Origin of the sequence: Pseudomonas sp. NCHU5216 (assembly GCF_052156495.1) — a bacterium.
Classification (GTDB): Bacteria; Pseudomonadota; Gammaproteobacteria; order Pseudomonadales; family Pseudomonadaceae; genus Aquipseudomonas.
The window spans coordinates 70,914-96,031 of sequence record NZ_JBQLIX010000019.1 but is presented as its reverse complement, the minus strand read 5'-3'; the positions used below and the strand labels follow the sequence as shown (position 1 = coordinate 96,031).

Sequence of the window (25,118 nt, the reverse complement as noted above, 5' to 3'; positions counted from 1 at the left end):
TGATCAAACTCTTCAGTTCAATACTGCTTGGGTTTTGAGAAAACCCTAAACTTGGCTCAGCAATCGCAAATCTCTTACTTAAAAGAGTAACTCTCGAATTCACGAGTGTTGCTTTGTGATGCTGATAATCTGTCGACTATCAGGCTTACCTCACAAGCACCCACACGAATTGCTTGATTCAGTTGTTAAAGAACAGTTGGTTAAGTCTTTCGTCTCAACCGAGGCCGCGCATTCTACAGCAGCCTTTGTTTCTGTCAAGCTGTTTTTCGATTTTGTTTCCGGAGAAACTTCTTTCTACTCAACCACTTGCGCCTTCGATCAGAACTTCTTCTCTCCAGCGGGAGGCGCATTCTACAGCGTTCAAAACCGCTGTCAACACCTCTTTTCTACCGCTTTCGATCCATTCGACCGAATCACCAACAGAGCTCAACCACCACCCTGCCGACCGACGCGCATTCTACACGCCAGATTCAGCTTTGCAAGCCCTTCATTTAACTTAACTCATTGATTAATAAGAAGTTTTTGAAGCGCTTCATCGCTGAAGTGGCGCGCATTCTACATCCAGCAGAATGCGCGTCAAGCTTATTTTGCAGTTTTATTACTCGGCCTTGAGGGTGACCCGAGCAAAGGCCTTCTTGCCGGCCTGACAGACATGGGTCGCCCCGATCTTGAACAGGAAGGTACGGTCGACCACTTCACCATCGACGCGCACACCACCCGAACCCAGCAGATCACGAGCCACCGCTGCGTTCTTGACCAGACCTGCTTTATTAAGAACGGACGAGATCGGCATATCTTCAGCCGCAGCCAGTTCGATCTCCGGCAGATCTTCCGGCAGCTTGCCATCCTTCATGCGGTTACCGGCAGAACGGTGCGCATTGGCGGCCGCCTCTTCACCATGAAAGCGTGCGACGATCTCTTCCGCCAGCTTGATCTTGATGTCACGCGGGTTGGCACCCTGCTCGACATCATGTTTGAACTGCTCGATCTCTTCCATGGAGCGGAAGCTGAGCAACTCGAAGTAACGCCACATCAACGCATCGGGCATGGACACCAGCTTGTTGTACATCACCCCCGGCGCCTCCTGGATACCCACGTAGTTGCCCAGGGACTTGGACATCTTCTTCACACCGTCGAGCCCCTCCAGCAACGGCATGGTGACGATGCACTGCGATTCCTGACCATAGGCGCGCTGCAGCTCGCGCCCCATCAGCAAGTTGAACTTCTGGTCGGTGCCACCCAGCTCGACATCGGCCTTGAGGGCCACGGAGTCGTAGCCCTGCACCAGCGGGTAGAGGAACTCATGGATGGCGATAGGCTGATTGCTGGTGTAACGCTTGTCGAAATCGTCACGCTCGAGCATGCGCGCCACGGTGTATTGCGAAGCGAGACGAATGAAGTCGGCCGGCTTGAGCTGATCCATCCAGCTGGAGTTGAAAGCCACTTCGGTCTTGGCCGGATCGAGAATCTTGAAGACCTGCTGCTTGTAGGTCTCGGCATTCTCCAGTACCTGTTCACGGGTCAGCGGCGGGCGCGTCGCACTCTTGCCGCTGGGGTCGCCAATCATCCCGGTGAAGTCGCCAATGAGAAAGACCACCTGATGGCCCAGCTCCTGAAACTGACGCAGCTTATTAATAAGAACGGTATGACCGAGGTGCAGATCCGGCGCAGTTGGATCGAACCCCGCCTTGATCCGCAGCGGCTGACCACGCTTGAGCTTTTCGACCAGCTCAGCCTCAACCAGAACCTCTTCCGCACCGCGCTTGATCAGCGCCAGCTGCTCTTCGACCGACTTCATGACAGAACCCGCAACCACTGGAAATTGAAAGGGAACCAACCATACAAGATCGCAAACTAATTACAAGTTTTGCCCCCGCCCAGGGTTCGTTGCCGCTCCGTGCATAGCTACGATGGCAACATACACCCACATCTGTATCACATACCTGCAATGTCAAGGGTTGCCCATCCAGGGTTTTGGTTATATTTTAGACAGTTAATGCACATATCAAGAAAACGCCTCACGCCATGACGCAAAATTCTCCCAAAGCCCCGCCCTACCCAAAGAGCCATATCCTGGCTGCGAGTGGTGTAGCTGCGCTGCTGAGCCTGGCTCTGCTGGTGTTTCCCTCGCGCGAAGTCGAAGCGCAGAAAACCTTTCTCAATCTGGATCTGGGCAATGATGCCGAGATGGTGATCGAGGAAAAGGATGACCTCCGAGCGGGGCAGGCTGACAGCCCGAACGACTCGCCATTCGCCCAGATCGAAGGCAATTCGGATGATGCCGAGCTCAGCGCAGAAGAAGACGCTGATGACATCGCCCCCGCCACTGCAGCACTTCCACCCGACGACCCCACCCATAAAAGCATCACCGTCAGCAACGGCGACACGCTATCGACCGTGTTCGCCAAGGTGGGTCTGAGTGCCAATGACCTGCACGAGGCGCTCGACAGCAGCAAGGAAGCCAAGCAGTTCAGCCGCCTCAAGGTCGGCCAGGTGCTGCAGTTCGAGCTGGACGAAGAAGGCAAGCTGAAGAACCTGCAAAGCAAACTCAGCGAACTGGAAACCATCAGCCTGAGCCGCACCGAAGCGGGATACGACTTCAAGCGCGATCTGACCAAGCCCGAGATCGTCAACGCTTACAGCCATGGTGTGATCAACAGCTCGCTGTTCCTCTCCGCCAAGCGCGCCGGTCTGTCCCATGGACTGACCATGGATCTGGCCAATATCTTCGGTTACGACATCGACTTCGCCATGGACATCCGCGATGGCGACGAATTCGAGGTGATCTACGAAGACAAGGTGGTCAACGGCAAGCATGTCGGCACCGGTAATATCCTTTCCGCTCGTTTCACCAACCGCGGCAAGACCTATACCGCCGTGCGCTACACCGACCGCAAGGGCAATACCAGCTACTACAGCGCCAATGGCGAGAGCATGCGCAAGGCCTTCATCCGCACGCCCGTGGATTTCGCACGCATCAGCTCGCGCTTCTCCACCGGCCGCAAGCACCCGATCCTGAACAAGATCCGCGCGCACAAGGGTGTCGACTATGCCGCGCCGCGCGGCACGCCGATCAAGGCAGCGGGAGACGGCAAGGTCATATTGGCGGGGCGTAGAGGTGGCTACGGCAACACTGTGATCCTCCAGCATGGCCAACGCTACCGCACCCTCTATGCACACATGCAGGGCTTCGCCAAAGGCGTGCGCAATGGGGTGAACGTCAAGCAAGGCCAGATCATCGGCTATATCGGCACTACCGGCCTGTCTACTGGCCCGCACCTGCATTACGAGTTCCAGGTCAACGGCGTGCATGTCGACCCGCTGAGCCAGAAGCTGCCTATGGCCGACCCTATCGCGGCCAACGAAAAGGCGCGCTTCATGCAGCAAAGCAAACCGCTGATGGCGCGCATGGATCAGGAAAGGGCCACCATGCTGGCCGCCAACAAGCAGTAATCCATGACCCACCTCTATATCGGCGTGATGTCCGGCACCAGCCTGGATGGTTTGGACATCGCGCTGATCGAGCAGGCTGACACACCCCGTCTGCTCGCCACCCTCTATCGCCCCCTGCCTGATGCTCTGCGTCATGAACTGCTGGCACTGTGCAGCCCTGGCGCTGACGAGCTGGCCCGTGCGGCCATCGCCGAACAGCAGTGGGCCGAGCTGGCCGCAGACTGCATCAATACCCTGTTGGCCCAAGAGGGGCTGTCGCCCTCCAGCATTCGCGCCATCGGCAGCCACGGCCAGACGGTTCGCCATGAACCTGCGCGTGGCTTCACCATCCAGATCGGCAACCCGGCCCTGCTCGCCGAACGTACTGGCATCAGCGTGGTGGCGGACTTTCGCCGGCGCGACGTGGCAGCCGGTGGCCAGGGCGCGCCGCTGGTTCCGGCCTTCCATGAAGCGCTCTTCGGTTCGACGCAGCAGCACATTGCGCTGCTCAACGTCGGCGGCTTCAGCAACCTGAGCCTGCTCGAACCCGGCAAGGAGGTTCATGGTTTCGACTGCGGGCCAGGCAACGTGCTGCTCGATGCCTGGATCCAGCATTGCCAGGGCGAACAGTACGACCGCGACGGCGCCTGGGGCGCGGGTGGCACGCTGCAACAAGCGCTGCTCGACAGCCTGCTGGCCGATCCCTTCTTCGCCACGCGAGGCCCCAAGAGCACCGGGCGCGAGCTGTTCAACCTGAATTGGCTACAGGCTCACCTGGCGAAGCATGACGACCTGCCTGAACAGGACGTGCAAGCCACTCTGGTGGAATTGACTGCGCGCAGCATCTGCGAGTCATTGCGCAGCGCGCAAATGTGCACCGACAGCCTGCTGGTCTGTGGTGGCGGTGCGCACAACCGGCACCTCATGCAGCGCCTGGCAGCCTTGCTGCCTGGCACCGAGGTGACTTCGACCGCCAGCCGTGGCATCGACCCGGACTGGATCGAAGCCATGGCATTCGCCTGGCTGGCTCATTGCACCCTGCAGGGCATCGCCGCCAACCGCCCAAGCGTCACCGGCGCACGCGGGCTACGGGTGCTCGGCGCCATCTATCCCGCCTGACGTCGGCACCAACGAAAACGCCGTGCACAGGGCACGGCGCTGACGAATCGATAATCCGAGTCAGATCGAGAAGGACGAACCACAGCCGCAGGTGGTGGTGGCGTTGGGGTTCTTGATGACGAAGCGCGAACCTTCCAGGCCTTCCTGATAATCGACCTCGGAGCCCACCAGATACTGGAAGCTCATGGCATCGACCACCAGGCTCACACCCTCGCGCTCGACGATGGTGTCATCCTCGGCCACGTCTTCATCGAAGGTGAAACCATACTGGAAGCCCGAGCAGCCGCCGCCCGTGACGAACACGCGCAGCTTCAGACGCGGATTACCTTCTTCATCGACCAGGGTCTTCACCTTGCTGGCCGCACCTTGAGTGAAATGCAAGGGGGCGGGGGTGAAGCTTTCGACGCTCATGCTATGACTCCCGGCGCAACGCGCCATACTGCGTTAAGGCAGCATTATCCGCTTGCCCTAGAATTTTGGTCAACTATTACGCCCTATCGGCCAAGGATTCAGGCAGTTCCAGAGGACGCTCATCCTCGCCCTTGATCGGGCACAGGCGGCCGGCGATCTGCGCGCCCATGGCCATCTCCATCAACGCATAGTGCAGATTGCCCCGTACACGCGCCCGGGCACCCAGCTCGAGATGGGTCGAAGCATAGACATCGCCCAACACCTCACCCTCGACCACGATATGGGGGGCACGCACCTCACCTTCAACCACACCGCCGACACTGATGCGCACCAGTCCTTCCGAGGCCAGCAGATTGCCAGTGACCCGGCCATCGACCTGCACCGCCCCCTGGAAGCGCATATCCCCCACCAGCTCGGCACCTACCGCGATCAGGCTGGTCTTGCCGCTGAAGCTCTGCAAATCAGGCTTGGGTTTTTCTTTCTTCCACATGGCGGTTCACTCTTTGTCTAACCATTTGAATGTACGAACCAGGGGCTTGTGCCCCTGAACCTGAGCCTCGACCTTGACCTGAGCGGGCACGAAGCCCTGCGGCAATTGCAACTCGGCAAAACGGCCGGCATCGGGTAGAGACTGAAAATGCTTGAAGGAGAAGGGCGTCTTCTCGTCACTGAACTCGTCGCTCACCGAGGCCAATGACAGGTTCTTGTCCTTGCCCCCCTGCTTGCCCTGCAGGGTGACGCTCAGCGTCCCCTCCAGCGGTTCCTCGGCCGTGCCGACACGACTCAACAGCAGCTTGTAGCGAAAGCGCCGCGGATCTTCGGTAGCCTGCAGCTCGAAGGCGCGGATGCGCAAGCCCTCACGCCGGCTACCGGGTGCCAGAACCCCCTTGTAGAAGGCCACGTCCTGCTGCAATTTGAAGATCTGCTCCTCGAGCAGCTTGATGGTGCGCCGGTTCTGCTCGATGGCCTGCTGGGCGACCTTCTCGCTGCTGCCAACCACGGCAAGGCGCTGGCGCAGGAACTCCAGCTCCTGATCCTTCTCGGTGATCAGCACCTGCAACTCATGGGCATCGGTAACGGGGCGCAGATAGGACAACGTACCCCAGCCCAGGGCAAAGGCCAGAGGCACGGCGAGGAGCAACAGGGTCAGGAGGACACGTCGACGACGCTCATGTCGAGGATCACTGAACTTGATCTCCCAGCTCATGCAAAGGGCACCAGTAGCGTTCGGGCTGATAGCCCGAGCGAAGGCCAGATGCAGCCAGTGGTGCCTCGCAATCGGGTGGCATGGTATGCCGGCCGTTCATCGTCGATCTGGGCACTGATCATCAGCCGCCTCCTGCCTGATACGAATGGAAAGTCGCCGATGATAAAGCGCCATCGGCCAAGCGCCAAACCCGATGGTGACGCAGTAGCGTGACAGGCTCTACTATCCGGGAGATTTGCTGACCGAGGAACGACCATGCTCTATCTGTGGCTCAAGGCCTTTCATATCATCGCGGTGGTCTGCTGGTTCGCCGGCCTGTTCTACCTGCCGCGCCTGTTCGTCTACCATGCGATGAGCACGGATGCCGTCAGCCAGGAGCGATTCTGCGTCATGGAGCGCAAGCTCTATCGCGGAATAATGATGCCTTCGATGATCGCCACCCTGGCGCTGGGTATCTGGCTGATCAGCCTCAACCCGGGCTATTACTTCAGCCAGGGCTGGATGCATGCCAAGCTGGCACTGGTCGTTGCCCTGGTGGCTTACCATCACATGTGCGGCGCACAACTCAAGCGCTTCGCCCGTGGCGAGAACAGCCGCAGCCACGTGTTCTACCGCTGGTTCAATGAGGCGCCGGTGCTGGCGCTGCTGGGTATCGTCATTCTGGTCGTCGTCCGTCCCTTCTGAGGAATTCGCCATGTCTTTGCCTGCTTCGCTCGAACAACGTCTGCGCCTACCCCTGGTGGCGGCGCCCATGTCCCTGGTGTCCAACCCGGCACTGGTCGCGGCCTGCTGCAACAGCGGCATCGTCGGCAGCTTCCCGGCGCTCAATCAGCGTGAGAGTTCTGGCTTTCGCGCCTGGCTGGAAGAACTCGATACGCAGCTATCGGCAGACGCTGCTCCCTATGCGGTGAACCTGATCGTGCATGGCAGCAACCCACGCCTGCAGGCGGATCTGGCGATCTGCGTGGAACGTCAGGTACCCATCGTCATCACCAGCCTGGGCGCGGTGAAGGAAGTGGTCGACGCCGTGCATGGCTATGGCGGCCTGGTCTTCCACGATGTCACCACCCGGCGTCATGCCGAGAAAGCCGCCGAAGCGGGGGTCGATGGCTTGATCGCCGTGGCCGCCGGGGCTGGCGGCCATGCCGGCACCTGGAGCCCGTTCGCCCTGGTCGCAGAGATCCGCCAGTTCTTCGACAAGACTCTGCTGCTGGCCGGCTGCCTGAATCATGGCCATGAAATCCTCGCAGCGCAGATGCTCGGGGCCGACCTGGCCTATATGGGCACACGCTTCATCGCCACGCAGGAGAATGACGCATCGGCGGCCTACAAGCAGATGCTGCTACAGGCACGCGCCGCCGACATCATTCACACCCCGGCGGTTTCCGGCGTGCCGGCCAGCTTCATGCGCCAGAGCCTGGAGCAAGCCGGCTATGACCTGGCCCGCCTGCAGGACAAGGGCGCCATCAACTACGGCGAGAAGCTCAAGCCGGTCAACGACGAAGCCAAGGCCTGGAAAACCGTATGGTCGGCCGGCCAGGGCGCTGGCGGTATCGAGGATCTGCCCAGCGTCGCCGAGCTCGTCAGCCGTCTGGATCATGAGTACCGCACGGCGTTGCAGCAGGCCGCGAGCCTGGGACAGCGCTGGATACGTTGAGGTGAGGCACAGAAAAGCTGCCAGTTGTGCTGCAGGCCGCTTGTACTGCGGCCTGCAGCCGATCTACGCTGCACCACCTGCCCATACATGAGCTGACAAGGAAGCCCGCATGAACCCACCGCGCTACAAGATCCTGTTCGACGGCGAACTGATGCCGGGGGCGACGCTGGACGAGGTCAAGGACAATCTCGCTCGCCTGTTCAAGAGCGACCCAACACGCATCGACGCCCTGTTCAGCGGTGCAGTCGTGACCCTGAAGAAGGATTTGTCCGAGCAGCAGGCGGGTCAATACCTTGATGCGCTGCAAAAGGCCGGCGCCAAGGTACGCAAGGAACCGGATCAAGCCATCGGTCTGAGCCTGGTTCAAACCGACGATCACCCAGAAGAAAGCGTGGCTGCCCCGCTAAGCCAGTCACGCATGACCTGCCCCAAATGTGGTCATGAGCAAGCCAAGGCAGCCGAATGCTCGGCCTGCGGCATCATCATCGAGAAATACATGGCCCGTCAGGCACAACTGGCGGCGACCACGACCGCTCCCGTGCAGAGTGCCAGCTCACCCTACGCACCGCCCCAGGCAGACGTAGCCGAGAACCTGCCACAATTCGGTGAGCTCAAGGTGCTGAGCCTTAATGGGCGTATTGGCCGCGTGCGCTACCTGGCTTGGAGCATGGCCATGTTGCTGTGCACAATACCGATACTAACTCTTATAGAAGTACTTCAAGCATTCTCAAGCACTCTGGGCATACTCGTACTAGTCCTGGGAGCGCTGAGCTTCATCGTATTCGGCATCTGTATCGGCGTGCAGCGCCTGCACGATATGGGCTGGTCTGGCTGGCTGTGGCTGCTGACCGTCATACCGGTCATTGGTGGCATTTTCTCTCTGCTGATGCTGATCATTCCCGGTACCCAGGACGCCAATCGCTATGGCCCGCCGCCGCCCCCCAATAGTACTTCGGTCAAAATACTGGCTTGTCTGATTCCTTTGATCTTCATTATCGGCATGGTTGCTGCCATCGCCCTTCCGCAATACCAGAACTATGTCGAACGCGCGCACTCCAGCAACAACGGGGCGCGCTGATCGACCGTCATGCCTAGCTACGCTCTGATCACCGGCGCCTCCAGCGGCCTCGGCCTGGCACTGGCCGAGGCCCTGGCACGGCGCGGGCGCAACCTCATTCTGGTGGCGCGACGGCGCGACGCCCTGGAGAGCATCGCCAGCGAGCTGGCCCTGCGCTTTGGCGTCGAGGTGCGGTTTCGGCTCTGCGACCTGAGCGAGCCCCTGCAGATTTCCGGACTGCTACTGGAGCTGGAAGAAGGCGACTGGCGCATCGACCTGCTGGTCAACAACGCCGGGCTTGGCTGTGCCGGCCCCTTTCTCGAACAGGACTGGATGCGCGAGCTGGAGCAGCTTGAGGTCAACGTGCTGGCCCTGACCCGCCTGTGCCACGCCCTGGGCAAACGTATGGCGCTGCAAGGCGGCGGGCAGATTCTCAATGTCGCCTCAGTCGCCGCCTTCCAGCCCGGCCCCTGGATGAGCAGCTACTACGCCAGCAAGGCCTATGTGCTGCATTTCAGCGAAGGCCTGCGCGAGGAGTTGCGCCATTATGGCGTGCGCGTTTCGGTGCTGTGCCCAGGGCCGACACGTACCGCCTTCTTTCGCAGTGCACAGATGGATGTTTCCCGTCTGGATAAGGGCAAACTGATGATGAATGCCGAAGAGGTGGCACTGCTCGCCGTGCGCGGCCTGGAGCGCAACCGCGCCATCATCGTCCCCCACTGGCGCAATCGCCTGCTTGCCGCCCTGCCCCGCCTGGCACCCCGCTGGCTGGTACGCAAACTGAGCGGGCGCATCACGCGCCCCTTCACTCGGCGCTGAGGTCTGCTTCAGCCGGCATTGACCGTGCGCCCGGCCGCCCAGTTGCGCAGGCTGGCGAGCCGCTCAGCCATGACCACGGACAAGGGCGCGGTGGCCTGCAAAGTTTGCAGCAGCAGTTCCTGATCGACAGCGCGCTGCTGGGCCTGCCCGGCATACAGGGCGCTGACCACCGCCTGCTCGATCTCTGCCCCGGAAAAACCATCACTGGCTTCGGCCAAGCGAGCCAAATCAAAGTGCTCAGGCTCCAGCTCACGGCGCTGCAGATGGATGCGGAAGATCTCCGCACGCACCTCAGCCGTCGGCAGGTCGACGAAGAACAGCTCATCGAAGCGCCCCTTGCGCACCAGTTCCGGCGGCAGGCGGTCGATGGCATTGGCCGTGGCCACGACGAATACCGGCGCCTTGCGCTCGGCCATCCAGGTCAGCAAAGTGCCGAGCACGCGTTGGCTCACGCCGCCGTCATGGTCGCCACTGGCCAGGCCCTTCTCCACCTCGTCCATCCACAGCACGCAGGGCGCCATCTGCTCGGCCAGGTGCAGCGCTTCGCGCAGGTTGCGTTCGGTCTCGCCGAAGAACTTGTTGTACAGGCAGGCGAAATCCAGACGCAGCAGCGGCAGGCCCCAGAGCCCAGCCACCGCCTTGGCCGCCAGACTCTTGCCACCGCCTTGCACACCGACCAGCAGCACGCCTTTCGGCGCATCGATGCCCTTGCCTTCGAGAAAGCCGGCTTGCCGCTCGCCGAGCCAGCGCTTGAGATTGACCAGGCCACCGACATCGGCGAAACGCGCGGTGTCGTACTCGAAGCTGAGCACACCCTCCAGATCCAGTAGCTGGAACTTGGTCTTGTTCAGCTCGGGAATGTCTTCCTGGGTGATCGCCCCGTCGTCACAGATCACGTTGCGCGCCAGTGCTCGCGCCTCGGCATGGCTGAGGCCACGCAGGTTCTTCACCACCTGCTGCAGGGTGCGGTTGTCAGTGCGCACCCGCGAACCACGATTGCCCTCGCTCCAGCGCGTCGCCTCGTCGCGCACGATGCCCAGCAGCTCGTCCTCGGTCGGCAGCGCCAGGCTGAAACGTGCCGCGTAGCGCTGTACTTCGGGCGGCAACTTGAGCGCATGAGACACCAGCACCAGAGTCGGCTTGTACGCGGCCTCGCTCATGGCGATTTCCTTGAGCAGGCGCACCAGGCGCGGGTTGTCGTCGAGGAAGGGATGCAGGTCGCACATCACGTAGAGGTTCGGCTGTGGATCGGCCTTGATCATGCGCAGCGCCGCCTCGGGCTCCAGGGTTGGCGCCTGATCCACGGGATCGCTACCGAAGCCAAGGCGCTGCAGCCCTTCGGTGACCGACCAGGTGTGCAGGCCAAGCCCGCGCTTGACCGCCAGCCCCGTCAGGGTTTCCAGCACCCGCGCCTCGTCCCATGACTCGATGACGATGAGCTTGACCTTGGAATCGAGCACCAGCCCCAGATCATGAATATCGTTCTTCAACACCTGCTCCTTGTGGAAATGAGCACGCCGATCTTCGCGCCTGCCCGTTGGCATGGATCGTCGCCGCAGTCATGGCCCTACGCAAGGGCCCGGAGCCGTCCAACATCGCCAGCCCCGGCCCGCAGCGGCGACGTGCCCGGTACTTTGCAGTAGACTAGGGATCTCGTTCCAGTCGGAGGTGCCCCATGGCCAGCGAACGCCAGTATTCACCCGTCGACCGCCTGCTGCTGCAAGCCGATGCCGCCCTGCGCACACTGCTGCCATTCAGCGGCGCCTCGGGGCGCCCCTCACCGGCCATCGTACAGAACGAAGCCGAACTGAGCAGTGATGAGGCGCGCCATATCGCCGGCCTGATGCGCATCAACCATACCGGCGAGGTCTGCGCCCAGGCCCTCTACCAGGGCCAGGCACTGACTGCCAAGCTGCCGGAAGTGCGTAGTGCCATGGAGCATGCCGCCGACGAGGAAATCGACCACCTGGCCTGGTGCGAACAACGCATTCGCGAACTGGGCAGCCAGCCCAGTGTGCTCAACCCGCTATTCTACGGCCTGTCTTTCGGCGTCGGCGCCATGGCCGGCCTGGTCAGTGATCGGGTCAGTCTGGGCTTCGTTGCCGCCACCGAAGATCAGGTGTGCAAGCACCTGGACGAACACCTCGAACAGCTCCCCGAGCACGATGCCAAGTCGCGTGCCATTCTCGAGCAGATGCGTGTCGACGAGCAGCAACATGCCAACAGCGCCCTGGCCGCCGGCGGCTTGCGCTTCCCGGCGCCGGTGAAGTTCGGCATGACCCTGCTGTCGAAGGTGATGACCAAGTCCACCTACAGAGTCTGATGCTCAGGGCGGACTGGGCTCTCGCTTGTAGCTTGTAGCTTGTAGCTTGTAGCTTGTAGCTGCTTCTATCCCAGCTCGACTATTTCATAGTCATGGCTGATGGCAACGCCGCCCCGACCGAGCATGATCGAAGCCGAGCAGTACTTCTCCGCCGACAGCTCCACGGCCCGCTTGACCTGAGCCTCTTTCAGCCCACGGCCCTTGACCACGAAATGCAGGTGGATCTTGGTGAACACCTTGGGCTCTTCGCTCGCGCGCTCTGCATCGAGGAACACCTCGCAGCTTTCCACTGGCTGCCGGCCCTTGCGCAGGATGCTGACCACATCGAAGTTGCTGCAGCCGCCCAGGCCTATCAGCACCATTTCCATCGGGCGAACGCCCAGGTTGCGGCCACCCGCCTCGGGCGGGCCGTCCATGACCACGGCATGGCCACTGCCGGACTCACCGAGGAACAGGGCTTCACCCGCCCACTGCACGCGCGCTTTCATCTCTCCAGGCTCCGTTGTTTGGCAAAGGCGCGCAGGTTAGCACAAGCCTGCAGCACGCCGTGCCTGACCCGTACGTCAAAGTTCCACTACGCTGTGTTAGCCAGGTCACAAAAAAAACCTCACTTATCGTATGTCTGTTAAGCTGGCGCCGGAATGCTGGCACACTGGTCGGATAACCAATAAGAAATCGCCTGCTGGACAAAGGCCTACACTTTTCATATCGGGACTCGGGGCATGGTCGCTATCACACTCACACCCAAGATAAAGCACCTCGACAAGCTGCTTGCGCATTGTCATCGCCGTCGTTACACGGCAAAAAGCACCATCATCTATGCAGGTGATCGCTGCGAAACGCTGTTCTTCATCGTCAAAGGCTCGGTCACCATCCTCATCGAGGACGATGACGGCCGGGAAATGATCATCGCCTACCTCAATGCCGGGGACTTCTTCGGCGAGATGGGGCTGTTCGAGAAGGAAGGCACGGAGCAAGAACGCAGCGCCTGGGTGCGCGCCAAGACCGAGTGCGAAGTCGCGGAAATCAGCTACGCCAAGTTCCGCGAACTGACTCAGCAGGATCCTGACATCCTCTTCGCCCTGGGCAGTCAGATGGCCGAGCGCCTGCGCAACACCACGCGCAAGGTCGGCGACCTGGCCTTCCTCGATGTCACCGGCCGTGTTGCGCGCACCCTGCTCGACCTGTGCAAGCAGCCGGACGCCATGACCCACCCGGACGGCATGCAGATCAAGATCACCCGTCAGGAGATCGGCCGCATCGTCGGCTGCTCGCGCGAGATGGTCGGTCGCGTACTCAAGTCCCTGGAAGAACAGGGCCTGGTGCACGTCAAGGGCAAGACCATGGTGGTGTTCGGCACCCGCTGATCGCAACACAAAACGAAAAAGCCGGTTATCGAACCGGCTTTTTCATGCGTGCTATTCGGGATCGGCGCTTATTACCGCCGGCCGCCCACGCTCGGGAAAGAACAGCCGTTGCAACTCCGCTCCAGGATCCGCCGCACGCATGAAGGCTTCGCCAACCAGGAAGGCATAGACCTCGTTGATCTCCATCAGCTCGACATCGGCGCGGTTGAGGATGCCGCTCTCGGTCACCACCAGGCGATCACGGGGGATACGCGGCAGCAGGTCGAGGGTGGTTTCCAGACTGACCTCGAAGGTATGCAGGTTACGGTTGTTGATGCCCACCAGCGGCGTGTCGAGCGTCTTCAGTGCACGCTCCAGTTCTGCGCCGTCATGCACTTCCACCAGCACGTCCAGCCCATTGTCCTTGGCCACCGCAGCCAGCTCGGCCATGCGCACGTCATCCAGGCAGGAAACGATCAGCAGCACGCAGTCGGCACCCAGGGCGCGGGCTTCGACGATCTGGTAGGGGTCGACCATGAAATCCTTGCGGATCACCGGCAGCGCGCAGGCCGCACGGGCTTGCTGCAGGTACTGATCGGCGCCCTGGAAGAAATCGATGTCGGTCAGCACCGACAGGCAGGTGGCACCACCCGCCTCGTAGCTGCGGGCGATGTCGGCCGGCACGAAGTCGGCACGCAGTACCCCCTTGCTCGGCGAGGCCTTCTTGACCTCGGCGATCACCGCCGGCTGCTTGCGCGCGGCCTGTGCCTGCAAGGCACGGGCGAAGCCGCGCGGCGCATCAGCGGCACGGGCCACGGCCTCGAGCTCAGCCAAGCTGACCTGAGCACGGCGCGCCGCCACTTCCTCGAACTTACGGGCGACGATCTTCTCCAGTACGGTTGGCACGCTCACCCTTCGTTCTCCTGTTTGAATACCGCAGTAAAGGACACCAGCTCTTCCAGCTTCTCCCGCGCCAGCCCGGTATGCAGGGCATCGTGGGCCAACTGGATGCCTTCGCGCAAGGTGCTGGCATGATCGGCGGCGTAGAGCGCGGCACCGGCATTGAGCACGATCATGTCGGCGGCTTTCTGGCCGTTTTCGGTCTTACGTCGACCCAGGGCGTCACGAATCAGTTCCAGCGATTGCGCGGCGTTGTCCACGGTCAGGCCGATCAGGCTCTGACTCTTGATGCCGAAATCCTCGGGCTGGATGCGGTATTCGCTGACCTGGCCATCCTTGAGTTCGGCGACGAAAGTAGGCGCGGACAGGCTGATCTCGTCCAGACCATCCTGAGCATGCACCACCAGTACGTGCTCGCTGCCCAGGCGCTGCAACACTTCGGCCATGGGCCGGCACAGCGTCTGGCTGAACACGCCGATCACCTGATGCCTGGCACCCGCCGGGTTGGTCATCGGGCCGAGCATATTGAACAGGGTACGCAGCGCCAGCTCGCGACGCGGGCCGATGGCATGCTTCATCGCACCATGATGGGCTGGGGCGAACATGAAGCCGACCCCCACGCTCTCCACGCAGCGCGCCACCTGCTCCGGCTTGAGCCCGAGGTAGACGCCGGCCGCTTCCAGCAGATCGGCACTGCCACTCTTGCCGGAGACCGCACGGTTGCCGTGTTTGGCCACCTTGCCGCCAGCCGCCGCGACCACGAAAGCGGACGCGGTGGAGACGTTGAAGATGTTCATGCCGTCGCCACCGGTGCCACAGGTGTCGACCAGGCGTTCGGCGTTGATCACCACTGGCGCGGCCAGCTCGCGCATCACGCTGGCGGCGCCGACGATCTCGTCGATGGTCTCGCTCTTCATGCGCATGCCCATGAGGAAGGCGCCGATCTGCGCGTCGGTGCACTGACCGGTCATGATCTCGCGCATCACCGCCTGCATTTCCTCGGTGCTCAGATCGAGCTGGGCGACGATCCGGTTGAGAGCTTCCTTGATGTTCATGCGCGCACGCCTCCGGTCTGCTTGAGGAAGTTGGCGAACAGTTCGTGGCCCTGCTCGGTGAGGATGGATTCGGGGTGGAACTGCACGCCTTCTACGTTCAGGGTCTTGTGACGCAAACCCATGATCTCGTCGACGGAGCCGTCCTCATGCTGAGTCCAGGCGGTGATTTCCAGACAGTCCGGCAGGGTGTCGCGCTTGACCACCAAGGAGTGATAGCGGGTCACGGTCACCGGCATCGCCAGGCCGGCGAACACGCCCTGGTTGGCGTGGAACACCGGGCTGGTCTTGCCATGCATCACCTGGCGCGCGCGCACCACGTCGCCGCCATAGGCCTGGCCGATGCTCTGATGGCCCAGGCAGACGCCGAGGATCGGCAGCTTGCCGGCGAAGTGCAGGATGGCCTCGATGGAGACCCCCGCCTCGGTCGGCGTGCAGGGGCCGGGCGAGACGACGATGCGCTCGGGCTGCAAGGCCTCGATCTCGGCGATGCTCAGCTCGTCATTGCGAATGACGTGGACATCGGCACCCAGCTCGCCCAGGTACTGCACCACGTTGTAGGTGAAGGAATCGTAGTTGTCGATCATCAGCAGCATGATATGCGTTGCCTCTAGATGTACTGCCTTGGTAGTCACGCCCCAGAGCGATGGACACTTCACGCCTGAGCGGGGCTCGATGAGGCGCAAGGCGCGGGGCGAACGAAAACGAACCGGCCGAGCCGGCAAGGGAGAGGTCAGGCGCGCCAGCGCCAACGGGCCAGGGCCTTGATCAGGCGCATCAGGAGGGTGCTGCTGAAGGTCACGGGGGTATCTCGCATCACGATTGCCGCACAGTAGCCCAGCTAATGGCCATGCGCAACCGTGGATGGCCGATCAACGCAAGCGGCGCGCGTAGGCGGCCAGCACGGTACGTTCGGATTGCACCAGATAGGCGTCCAGCGCCTGCGCCGCCTCCTGTGTCTGCCCGGCTTCGAGGCGCTCGAGAATCGAGGCGTTCATGTCGATGTAGGGCGAGTGCAGAAACTCGGCATCCTTGAGCAGACCGAAGGCCAGGCGCAATTCGGCGGACAGGTGCGCATAGAAGGTGTTGAGGCGCTCGCTGTCGGCCAGCTCGACGATGCCGGCATGGAAGGCCATGTTCGCCGTGCCCGCCCCGCTCCAGTCCTGAGCGTCACGGCGACGCTTGGCGGCGGCCACCGCCTCGGCCATGCGGTGCACGGCGGGGTGCTTGGGGTAGGCCTGGGCCAGCGCCTGGCACTCGATGAAGCGGCGCACCCGGTAAATGTCGATGATCGAGGCCATGTCCGGCACCGCGACGAATACGCCGCGATTCGGCTCATGCTTGAGCAAGCCTTCCTGGGTCAGCACACGAAAGGCTTCGCGCAGGGTGTTGCGCGAGATGTCCAGGCTCTCGCTCAGGACGGCCTCCGACAGGCGCTGGCCAGGCACCAGCTCACCTTCGACTAGCTTGCGGCGGATCTCGGCGGTCACGGTCTCGCCGAGGGTGCGCGGGTTTTCAGGCAGGTCTTGGCTCATCGATCCATCCATTGCGGTTGGCGGCAGCTAGGTCACCGCACCTGGCAGGGCTGCAAGGCCCGCTGATGGTCTATGAGTCCGTTCGTGGAGGCAAGCCTTGCCAGTGTCACCCCATGCACCTGGATGGAACACATACGAGTATTAATGTAACAAAACAGCGCAAATTGATGAGCTATATAAAATAGATTGTTGAACAATTTAATTAGCAAGAATCAACAATTAAGGCCTTACAAAGGGAAAGTGGCATGCTGATTGCCTTGCCTTCTGCACACGATCCTCCCACGCCCAGGAGTGCTTCCATGCAGAGCCAAACCACCAGCGACTTCGCCCGCTCACGCCGCTCATCGCTGATCGCAGCCATCTTTCTGATGGCCACCTCGGCCATCGGCCCCGGCTTCATCACCCAGACCGCCACCTTCACCGCCACCATGGGCGCGGCCTTCGCCTTCGGCATCCTGGCGTCGATCCTCATCGACTTCGTGGTGCAACTGAACGTCTGGCGCATCGTCACCCTGACCCACATGCGCGCCTCGGATCTGGCCAATGCGGCGATTCCCGGCAGCGGTTATCTGCTGGCGGCGCTGGTGATCTTCGGCGGGCTGGTGTTCAACGTCGGCAACATTGCCGGTGCCGGCCTGGGCCTCAATGCTCTGATGGGGCTGGACGCCAAATGGGGCGGCGGCCTCAGTGCGCTCATCGCCATCGGCATCTTCCTCTCCAGGCGCGCCGGCATCGCCGTCGACCGCCTGATCGTGGTGCTGGGCCTGCTGATGATCCTGCTCACCCTGTTCGTCGCCTTCGCTTCCAACCCGCCGCTGGGTGAAGCGCTGCGCCAGACCGTCTGGCCGGACGAGATCAACTTCGCCACCATCACCACCATCGTCGGCGGCACCGTGGGCGGCTACATCACCTACGCCGGCGCCCATCGCCTGCTCGATCGCGGCCTGGTCGGCGAAGAGCATGTGAAGGAAGTCACCAAGGCAGCACTGAGCGGCATCGCAGTGACTGGCGTGATGCGCTACGTGCTGTTCCTGGCGATTCTCGGCGTGGCGGCCAGCGGGGTGGTCATCGACACCTCCGGCAAAGGCGCCAATCCGGCTGCTCAAGCCTTCCAGGCCGCCGCAGGCGAGCTGGGGCTGCGCACCTTCGGCCTGGTACTCTGGGCCGCCGCCATCAGCAGCGTGATCGGCGCCGCCTACACCTCGATGTCGTTTATCACCACCTTCATGCCCGCTATCGGCGAGCGCGGGCGTAACCGCGCTACCGTGGCCTTTATCGCCGTGTCACTGAGCATCTACCTGGCCCTGGGCACAGCGCCAGCAGCTCTGCTGCTGTTCGCCGGTGGCTTCAACGGGCTGATCCTGCCCATTGGCCTGAGCATCTTCGTCTACGTCGGTTGGCGTCGCAGCGACCTGATGGGCGGCTACCACTACCCGCGCTGGCTACTAGTGCTTGGCGCCCTCACCTGCGCTATGACCTGGTACATGGCAGCCAAATCGGTCGGCCCGATCCTGGCCTTCGTCAACCTGTAAGGAGAGAACGACATGCCTTCCATCGACCTCAACAGCGACCTGGGCGAGAGCTTCGGCCAGTGGTCCATGGGCGACGATGCCGCGATGCTCGACATCGTCAGCAGCGCCAACGTCGCCTGCGGTTTTCACGCTGGTGACCCGGCCGGCATCCTGCGCACGCTCAAGGCCGCAGCGGCCAAAGGCGTGACCATCGGCGCCCACGTCGCCTACCCGGATCTGGTCGGCTTCGGCCGCCGTAATATGGATATCGCCAGCGACGAGCTGACTGCCGACGTGATCTACCAGATCGGCGCCCTGCAGGCCCTGGCCACCGCTGCTGGCACATCGGTGCGCTACGTGAAGCCCCACGGCGCGCTGTACAACACCATCGCCCACGACACGCGCCAGGCCCTGGCGGTGATCGAGGCGATCCGCGCCGTGGATGCGCGCCTGGTGTTGGTCGCCCTGGCCGGCTCAAAGCTGATCGAGTTGGCCCGCCATGAAGGCCTGACCTGCATCGCCGAAGCCTTCGCCGACCGCGCCTACACGCCGCAAGGCACCCTGGTGTCGCGCCGCGAGCCAGGCGCCGTACTGCACGACGCCGAACAGGTGGCCCAGCGCATGCTGCGCCTGGTGCAGAGCGGCGAGGTCGAAGCCATCGACGGCAGCGTCACCCGCATCGAAGCCGATTCCATCTGCGTGCACGGCGACAGCCCCGGCGCCATCCAGATGGCCCGTGAAGTGCGCCAGCTGTTGGAACAGTCCGGCGTGTCCCTGCAAGCCTTCGCCGGAGCCGCCCGATGAACGCCATCCAACGCGCCCAGCAGGCCGCCATTGGCGCTGCCCGCCAGGCCCGCGCCGACTACCGCAACGGCCGCGTCGCGCCCACAGCCGGTATCGCGCCGGGTTTGACCCAGGCCAACCTGATCGCCCTGCCCCGCGATTGGGCCTATGACTTTTTGCTCTATGCCCAGCGCAACCCCAAGGCCTGCCCGGTGCTCGACGTGAGCGACGCCGGCAGCCCGCACACGGTACTGGCTGAAGGCGCCGACCTGCGCACCGATCTGCCGCTGTACCGCATCTGGCGTGACGGCAGGCTGGCTGAGGAAGTCAGCGACGCCACTGCCGCCTGGGCAGAGCACACCGACATGGTGACCTTCCTGATCGGCTGCAGCTTCACCTTCGAGACCGGCCTGCAGGAGGCCGGCATCGAGGTGCGGCACATCACCGACGGCTGCAACGTACCGATGTACCGCACCAACCGCGCTTGCCGCCCAGCTGGGCGCCTGCATGGCGAGATGGTGGTATCGATGCGGCCGATCCCGGCGGATCGCGTCGCCGAGGCAGCCGGTATTTCCGGGCGCTATCCCTCGGTGCACGGCGCCCCGGTGCATATCGGCGAGCCGGAGCGGCTGGGCATCAGAGACCTGCACAAGCCGGATTTCGGCGACGCGGTACGCATCGAGCCCGGCGAGGTGCCGGTGTTCTGGGCCTGCGGCGTGACGCCCCAGGCGGCGGTCATGGCCTCCGGCGTGCCCTTCGCGATCACCCATTCGCCGGGCCATATGTTTATCACCGACGTGCCTGACAGCACCTATCACGTCTAGGAGACAGTCTTGCGTTTTCTCCCAGCCAACCTCGATACGCTGCTCGTCGAGCTGCAGGATCTCGACGAAACCCTGGCGCTGTTCACCGCGCTGCAAGCCGAGCCTATCGCCGGGGTCGAGGAAATCGTTCCGGCGGCGCGCACCCTGCTGATCCAGTACCGCCCCAGCGCTATCGACCGCCAGGCGTTGATCGATAACCTCGCCAGCCGCGACCTGAGCCAGCGCAGCACCCGCAACAGTCGCCGCGTGGAAATCCCCGTGCACTACAACGGCGAAGACCTCGACGAAGTGGCCGGGTTGCTCGGCATCAGCCGCGAGGAAGTGGTGCGCCGCCACACCGGCGCCGATTACGAAGTGGCCTTCTGCGGCTTCGCCCCCGGCTTCGGTTACCTGACCGGCGGCGCCGACTTCCAGGTGCCGCGCCGGCAGACCCCGCGCACGCGCATTCCCGCTGGCGCAGTGGCCCTGGCCGGCAACTTCAGCGGCATCTATCCCAAGGCCAGTCCCGGTGGCTGGCAGATCATCGGCGTTACGCCGTTGCAGATGTGGGACCTGGGCCGTGATGAACCGGCCCTGCTGCGCCCCGGCTACAAGGTGCGTTTTCAGGATGCCGGGCCGCTGCCGGCTGGCGGCCTGCCTGAGCATAAGCAAGAGTTGACCAGCGAAACACCAGCGGGCGCCCATCTGGAAATCCTCAGCCCCGGCCTGCAAACGGTGTTGCAGGACCTGGGCCGCGCCGGCCACACCGACCAAGGCGTGTCGATGTCCGGCGCGCTGGATCGCGGCGCCCTACGCGCCGCCAACCGTGCAGTGGGCAACGACTCGGCCTGTGCCTGCCTGGAAGTGGTGCTCGGTGGTCTGAGCTTCGCCTGTCATGGCCGCACGATCATCGCCGTCAGCGGTGCGCAGACGCCGATCAAAGTGACCACCGCCAGCGGCCTGCAGTGGCAGCCGGGCACCTATCAACCCATCGAACTGGATGACGGCGACCGCGTCAGCCTCGGTGCGCCGCAGGCCGGGCTACGCAGCTACCTGGCGATTCGCGGCGGCTTTCAGGTAGCGCCGGTACTGGGCAGCCTGTCCTACGACAGCCTGGCCCAGGTCGGCCCGCCGCCGCTCAAGGCTGGCGACCGTCTGGGCTTCGATGAACTCACCAGCGGCGCCAGCGTATCGGTGAATGAGCTGCCTGCCTTCGCTCTGCCGACCAGCAAGGACATCATCACCCTGGATGTGGTCATGGGCCCGCGCAGCGACTGGTTTACCCGGGCGGCCATCGAACGCCTGAGCAGCCAGCTCTGGCGCGTCACCCCGCAATCCAACCGGGTCGGCATCCGCCTGGAGGGCGAGGTGCCGCTAGAGCGCTGCATTCATGACGAGTTGCCCAGCGAAGGCACCTCACTGGGCGCCATCCAGGTGCCCGCCAGCGGCCAGCCGGTGCTGTTTCTCGCTGACCACCCGCTGACCGGCGGCTACCCGGTGATCGCCGCCGTGGCGCCCCATCACCTGGATCTGGCCGGGCAAATCCCCATCAACGCCCGGATTCGCTTCAACCCCATCGAGGCGTTCGTCGAGCTCGAGCCCGACGCCTCCCTTCCTACTGCCGATGCGAAGAACCCATCATGAAAAAAGTCCTGATCGCCAACCGTGGTGAAATCGCCGTGCGCATCGCCCGCGCTTGCCGTGATTACGGCGCGGCCTCGGTGGCTGTGTACGCCAATGCCGATATCGACGCCCTGCATGTGCGCCAGGCCGATGAAGCCTACGCTCTGGACGGCGAACGCCCCGCCGACACCTACCTGAATATCGACAAACTGCTGGCCATCGCCAAGCGCGCCGGCGTCGATGCCGTGCACCCCGGCTACGGCTTTCTCTCCGAGCGCGCCGACTTCGCCCGTGCCGTGCAAGGCGCCGGGCTGATCTGGATTGGCCCGAACCCGCAAACCATCGACGTGCTTGGCGACAAGGTCGAGGCCCGCAAACTCGCCCAGCAGGTCGGCGCGCCCCTGGTGGCCGGTACCCCCGGGCCGGTGCAGAGCGCTGCCGAGGTGTTGGCCTTTGTCGAGCAGCACGGCCTGCCCATCGCCATCAAGGCCGCATTCGGCGGTGGCGGGCGCGGTATGAAAGTGGCCTGGCGCATGGACGAAGTGGCCGAGCTGTACGCCTCGGCGGTGCGTGAAGCCGAGGCCGCCTTCGGCCGCGGCGAGTGCTTCGTCGAGCAGTTCCTCGACCGCCCACGGCATATCGAAGCTCAGGTGATCGCCGATAGCCACGGCAATGTGGTGGTGGTCGGCACCCGTGACTGCTCGCTGCAACGGCGCAACCAGAAGCTGGTGGAAGAAGCGCCAGCGCCCTTCATCAACGATGAGCAGCGCCAGCGCATTCACCAATCCGCCCACGACATCTGCGCCAAGGCCGGTTATATCGGCGCCGGCACCGTGGAATACCTGCTCAGCGCCGACGGCACCCTGTCCTTTCTGGAAGTGAATACCCGCCTGCAGGTGGAGCACCCGGTGACCGAGGAAACCGCCGGCGTCGACCTGGTGATCGAGCAACTGCGCGTCGCCGACGGCCTGCCGCTGTCCTTCAGCGAGACGCCAACGCCACGCGGCCACAGCTTCGAGTTCCGCATCAACGCCGAGGACGCGGGCAAGGGCTTTTTGCCCACGCCGGGCAAGATCGGCGAATTCCGCGCCCCGAGCGGCCCCGGCGTGCGCCTGGACAGCGGCGTGGAAAGCGGCTCCAGCGTGTCTGGCAGCTTCGACTCGATGATGGCCAAGCTGATCGTCACCGGCGCCACCCGCGAGCAGGCTATCGCCCGCGCCCGCCGCGCCCTGGCCGAGTTCCAGATCGACGGCATCGCCTCGGTGCTGCCCTTCCACCGCGCGGTGATGGATCACGAGGATTTCACTGGCGCCGAGCGCTTCGCCGTGCACACCCGCTGGATCGAGACCGACTTCGCCGAGCAGATCACCCTGGCGCCGCGCACCTTGCCAATAGCCGGCGAGGCGGTGCTGCGCACCTTTTTCGAGATCGACGGCAAGCGCCATGAGCTGGGTTTGCCCAGTGCTCTGCTACAAGGATTGGCGCCGCTAAGCGACAGCGCTCAGGCTGCACCACAGAACTTAGCGCCTGCCGTCGAAGAAGGCCTGGTCAGCGCGCCGATCTCCGGCAACCTGCACGCCTGGCTGGTGGAGGACGGCGCCCAGGTGAAAGCCGGTGAGGTGATCGCGGTAATGGAGGCGATGAAGATGGAAACCCAGGTCACCGCGCCAGCAGACGGCACCTTGCGCATCCGCGAACAGGCTGGTGCCTATCTGGATGCCGGCGCGGCGCTGGCCAAGCTGGAGGGCTGAAATCGCCCCGGGTATCGCTGCGCTCCACCCAGGCTACAGCGCGGGGCGTACCGGGGCGCCGGCCGCTCGGAAGCAGTACGCCGTTGCCCTTGTGCCAGGATCGGCATGGTTTGGCGGACTGTTCGCTTAGGCTCCTGAGTCCGCCCTACGTACTGAGATCGCTCGGATCAGCGCGAGCCCTGCTCCGCCAAGGCTACTGCCTTGAACATGGCGCGGCGCTTGTTGAGGGTTTCTTCCCACTCCAGCGCGGGCACCGAGTCGGCGACGATGCCGGCGCCAGCCTGCACGTGCAGCTCGCCGTCCTTGATCACTGCGGTGCGAATGGCAATCGCGGTGTCCATGTTGCCGTTCCAGGCGTAGTAGCCGACCGCACCGCCATAGACGCCACGCTTGACCGGCTCCAGCTCGTCGATGATCTCCATGGCGCGAATCTTCGGCGCACCGGACAGGGTGCCGGCCGGCAGGATGGCGCGCAGCGCGTCCATCGCTGACAGCTCGGGCTTGAGTTGACCGGTGACGTTGGACACGATGTGCATGACGTTGGAATAGCGCTCGATGACCATTTTCTCGGTGAGTTTCACCGAACCGACCTGCGATACACGGCCGGTATCGTTGCGGCCCAGATCGATCAGCATCAGGTGCTCGGCGATTTCCTTGGCATCGGACAGCAGATCCTCTTCCAGCGCCTTGTCCGCCTCCTCGCTGGCGCCGCGCGGGCGCGTACCGGCGATCGGGCGCACGGTGACCAGGCCGTCCTCGACGCGCACCAGCACCTCGGGCGAGCTGCCCACCACATGGAAGTCACCGAAGTTGAAAAAGTACATGTAAGGCGTCGGGTTGATGCAGCGCAGCGCGCGATACAGGTCGATGGGCGCAGCCTTGAAGGGGATCGACATGCGCTGGGAAATCACCACCTGCATGCAGTCGCCGGCCAGGATGTAATCCTTGATCGCGCTGACGGCAGCCTCGTAGTCGCCCTTGCTGTAGCTGGAGCGGAACGCCGGCTCCTCGCCCAGCGGCGCAGCCAGATCCACGCCCAGGCGCGGGGTGATCGGCTGCCGCAGCTTGTGCAGGATTTCACGCAGGCGCGCATGGCCCTGCTCGAAGGCATCCGCCTCGCTCGGGTCGACCAGGACGATGCCGTGCATCTTGCCAGCCAGGTTGTCGAACACCACCACCGCGTCGGAGACCATCAGCAGGATATCCGGCGTGCCCAGCGGATCGGGGTTCGGGCAGCGAGCCAGCTTCTGCTCGACGTAGCGCACGCTGTCGTAGCCGAAGTAGCCCACCAGGCCACCGTTGAAGCGTGGCAGACCGGCGATGGTGGGCACCTTGTAGCGCGCCTTGAACTGCTCGACGAACTCCAGCGGATCGGCACACTCGTGGCGCTCCACCTCGACGCCATCGGTGCTGACCACCACATCATGGCCATGCACGCGCAGCACGGTGCGTGCCGGCAGGCCGATGATCGAGTAACGGCCCCATTTCTCGCCGCCCTGCACGGATTCGAGCAGATAAGAGTTGGGCGCATCGGCCAGTTTCAGGTAGATGGACAGCGGCGTGTCGAAATCCACCAGGGTTTCGCAGGCCAGCGGAATGCGGTTGTAGCCTTCAGCGGCCAAACGCAGGAATTCTTCGTGGGTCATGATCAGCCTCATGGCTCGGGGAAAACGGTCGGATGCAAACGGGCCGCGCCTTGGCGGCAGGATGAGATCAGGCGCGCCAGCGCCAACGGGCCAAGGCCTTGATCACTTTCATCCAGAGTTTGCAGGTGACCACCACGATGCGA

The 25,118-nt window shown here is 63.2% G+C and carries 24 protein-coding genes; 13 read left to right on the top strand and 11 right to left on the bottom strand.

What is annotated here, in order from left to right; all coding sequences use genetic code 11:
• Positions 1-598 precede the first annotated feature (598 nt).
• Positions 599-1,798, bottom strand: a complete 1,200-nt coding sequence (gene tyrS / locus ACSVIK_RS14970) for a tyrosine--tRNA ligase (RefSeq protein ID WP_442445065.1) — start codon at positions 1,796-1,798, stop codon at positions 599-601.
• 227 nt (positions 1,799-2,025) lie between these two features.
• Here tyrS and ACSVIK_RS14965 point away from each other — a divergent pair, with 227 nt between their 5' ends.
• The gene (locus tag ACSVIK_RS14965; RefSeq protein ID WP_442445064.1) at positions 2,026-3,453 is read left to right on the top strand and encodes a peptidoglycan DD-metalloendopeptidase family protein; all 1,428 of its coding nucleotides are present in this window, start codon (positions 2,026-2,028) and stop codon (positions 3,451-3,453) included.
• A 3-nt stretch (positions 3,454-3,456) separates the two neighbouring features.
• Entirely contained in the window at positions 3,457-4,551 is a 1,095-nt protein-coding gene (locus tag ACSVIK_RS14960; protein ID WP_442445063.1) for an anhydro-N-acetylmuramic acid kinase, read from the top strand.
• 60 nt (positions 4,552-4,611) lie between these two features.
• Here ACSVIK_RS14960 and erpA read toward each other — a convergent pair whose 3' ends face one another.
• The 3 genes from erpA to ACSVIK_RS14945 form a co-directional block, all read right to left on the bottom strand.
• Positions 4,612-4,962: an iron-sulfur cluster insertion protein ErpA gene (gene erpA / locus ACSVIK_RS14955; protein ID WP_268181131.1), complete on the bottom strand. Its 351-nt coding sequence runs from the start codon at positions 4,960-4,962 to the stop codon at positions 4,612-4,614.
• 76 nt (positions 4,963-5,038) lie between these two features.
• The gene (locus tag ACSVIK_RS14950; RefSeq protein WP_442445062.1) at positions 5,039-5,452 is read right to left on the bottom strand and encodes a bactofilin family protein; all 414 of its coding nucleotides are present in this window, start codon (positions 5,450-5,452) and stop codon (positions 5,039-5,041) included.
• Positions 5,453-5,458: 6 nt separating this feature from the next.
• A complete protein-coding gene (locus ACSVIK_RS14945) occupies positions 5,459-6,169 on the bottom strand; it encodes a DUF6776 family protein (protein ID WP_442445061.1) in 711 nt (236 codons plus the stop codon).
• Between the two features lie 255 nt (positions 6,170-6,424).
• Between ACSVIK_RS14945 and hemJ the strand changes: the two genes are divergently transcribed.
• The 4 genes from hemJ (at position 6,425) to ACSVIK_RS14925 (ending at position 9,702) form a co-directional block, all read left to right on the top strand.
• The gene (hemJ, locus tag ACSVIK_RS14940; RefSeq protein WP_442445060.1) at positions 6,425-6,853 is read left to right on the top strand and encodes a protoporphyrinogen oxidase HemJ; all 429 of its coding nucleotides are present in this window, start codon (positions 6,425-6,427) and stop codon (positions 6,851-6,853) included.
• A gap of 10 nt (positions 6,854-6,863) precedes the next feature.
• Entirely contained in the window at positions 6,864-7,826 is a 963-nt protein-coding gene (locus ACSVIK_RS14935; RefSeq protein ID WP_442445059.1) for an NAD(P)H-dependent flavin oxidoreductase, read from the top strand.
• A 109-nt stretch (positions 7,827-7,935) separates the two neighbouring features.
• Complete coding sequence (locus ACSVIK_RS14930; protein WP_442445058.1) at positions 7,936-8,904, top strand: DUF805 domain-containing protein; 969 nt, start codon at positions 7,936-7,938, stop codon at positions 8,902-8,904.
• 9 nt (positions 8,905-8,913) lie between these two features.
• Positions 8,914-9,702 carry an SDR family NAD(P)-dependent oxidoreductase gene (locus ACSVIK_RS14925; RefSeq protein ID WP_442445057.1) on the top strand — a complete coding sequence of 263 codons (789 nt, stop codon included), beginning with the start codon at positions 8,914-8,916 and terminating at the stop codon, positions 9,700-9,702.
• A gap of 8 nt (positions 9,703-9,710) precedes the next feature.
• Here the strand turns inward: ACSVIK_RS14925 and ACSVIK_RS14920 are convergent, their stop codons facing one another.
• Positions 9,711-11,192: an AAA family ATPase gene (locus ACSVIK_RS14920; protein ID WP_442445056.1), complete on the bottom strand. Its 1,482-nt coding sequence runs from the start codon at positions 11,190-11,192 to the stop codon at positions 9,711-9,713.
• A 185-nt stretch (positions 11,193-11,377) separates the two neighbouring features.
• Here ACSVIK_RS14920 and coq7 point away from each other — a divergent pair, with 185 nt between their 5' ends.
• A complete protein-coding gene (coq7, locus tag ACSVIK_RS14915) occupies positions 11,378-12,025 on the top strand; it encodes a 2-polyprenyl-3-methyl-6-methoxy-1,4-benzoquinone monooxygenase (RefSeq protein ID WP_442445055.1) in 648 nt (215 codons plus the stop codon).
• Positions 12,026-12,090: 65 nt separating this feature from the next.
• Here coq7 and ACSVIK_RS14910 read toward each other — a convergent pair whose 3' ends face one another.
• The gene (locus ACSVIK_RS14910) at positions 12,091-12,513 is read right to left on the bottom strand and encodes an OsmC family protein (RefSeq protein WP_268181115.1); all 423 of its coding nucleotides are present in this window, start codon (positions 12,511-12,513) and stop codon (positions 12,091-12,093) included.
• A gap of 234 nt (positions 12,514-12,747) precedes the next feature.
• On the opposite strand from ACSVIK_RS14910, the gene crp reads away from it, so the two are divergent.
• A complete protein-coding gene (gene crp / locus ACSVIK_RS14905; protein ID WP_442445054.1) occupies positions 12,748-13,392 on the top strand; it encodes a cAMP-activated global transcriptional regulator CRP in 645 nt (214 codons plus the stop codon).
• A 51-nt stretch (positions 13,393-13,443) separates the two neighbouring features.
• On the opposite strand, the gene trpC is transcribed toward crp, so the two are convergent.
• The 4 genes from trpC to ACSVIK_RS14885 all read right to left on the bottom strand — a co-directional run bounded on the left by trpC (position 13,444) and on the right by ACSVIK_RS14885 (position 16,858).
• The gene (trpC, locus tag ACSVIK_RS14900; protein ID WP_442445053.1) at positions 13,444-14,283 is read right to left on the bottom strand and encodes an indole-3-glycerol phosphate synthase TrpC; all 840 of its coding nucleotides are present in this window, start codon (positions 14,281-14,283) and stop codon (positions 13,444-13,446) included.
• Complete coding sequence (gene trpD, locus ACSVIK_RS14895) at positions 14,280-15,326, bottom strand: anthranilate phosphoribosyltransferase (protein WP_442445052.1); 1,047 nt, start codon at positions 15,324-15,326, stop codon at positions 14,280-14,282. Before trpD ends, trpC begins: the two co-directional genes overlap by 4 nt.
• Entirely contained in the window at positions 15,323-15,919 is a 597-nt protein-coding gene (locus ACSVIK_RS14890) for an aminodeoxychorismate/anthranilate synthase component II (RefSeq protein WP_442445051.1), read from the bottom strand. Before ACSVIK_RS14890 ends, trpD begins: the two co-directional genes overlap by 4 nt.
• Before the next feature lie 276 nt (positions 15,920-16,195).
• The gene (locus ACSVIK_RS14885; protein WP_442445050.1) at positions 16,196-16,858 is read right to left on the bottom strand and encodes a GntR family transcriptional regulator; all 663 of its coding nucleotides are present in this window, start codon (positions 16,856-16,858) and stop codon (positions 16,196-16,198) included.
• A gap of 299 nt (positions 16,859-17,157) precedes the next feature.
• Here ACSVIK_RS14885 and ACSVIK_RS14880 point away from each other — a divergent pair, with 299 nt between their 5' ends.
• The 5 genes from ACSVIK_RS14880 to ACSVIK_RS14860 are packed head-to-tail and all read left to right on the top strand — an operon-like array spanning position 17,158 to position 23,329.
• Positions 17,158-18,390 carry an NRAMP family divalent metal transporter gene (locus ACSVIK_RS14880; RefSeq protein WP_442445049.1) on the top strand — a complete coding sequence of 411 codons (1,233 nt, stop codon included), beginning with the start codon at positions 17,158-17,160 and terminating at the stop codon, positions 18,388-18,390.
• Positions 18,391-18,402: 12 nt separating this feature from the next.
• Positions 18,403-19,173, top strand: a complete 771-nt coding sequence (locus ACSVIK_RS14875; protein WP_442445048.1) for a LamB/YcsF family protein — start codon at positions 18,403-18,405, stop codon at positions 19,171-19,173.
• A complete protein-coding gene (locus ACSVIK_RS14870) occupies positions 19,170-19,976 on the top strand; it encodes a putative hydro-lyase (RefSeq protein WP_442445047.1) in 807 nt (268 codons plus the stop codon). Before ACSVIK_RS14875 ends, ACSVIK_RS14870 begins: the two co-directional genes overlap by 4 nt.
• Before the next feature lie 9 nt (positions 19,977-19,985).
• Positions 19,986-21,599, top strand: a complete 1,614-nt coding sequence (locus ACSVIK_RS14865; protein WP_442445046.1) for a 5-oxoprolinase/urea amidolyase family protein — start codon at positions 19,986-19,988, stop codon at positions 21,597-21,599.
• Positions 21,596-23,329, top strand: a complete 1,734-nt coding sequence (locus ACSVIK_RS14860; RefSeq protein ID WP_442445045.1) for an acetyl/propionyl/methylcrotonyl-CoA carboxylase subunit alpha — start codon at positions 21,596-21,598, stop codon at positions 23,327-23,329. Before ACSVIK_RS14865 ends, ACSVIK_RS14860 begins: the two co-directional genes overlap by 4 nt.
• Positions 23,330-23,496: 167 nt before the next feature.
• Here the strand turns inward: ACSVIK_RS14860 and trpE are convergent, their stop codons facing one another.
• Complete coding sequence (gene trpE / locus ACSVIK_RS14855) at positions 23,497-24,975, bottom strand: anthranilate synthase component I (protein WP_442445044.1); 1,479 nt, start codon at positions 24,973-24,975, stop codon at positions 23,497-23,499.
• Positions 24,976-25,118 lie beyond the last annotated feature (143 nt).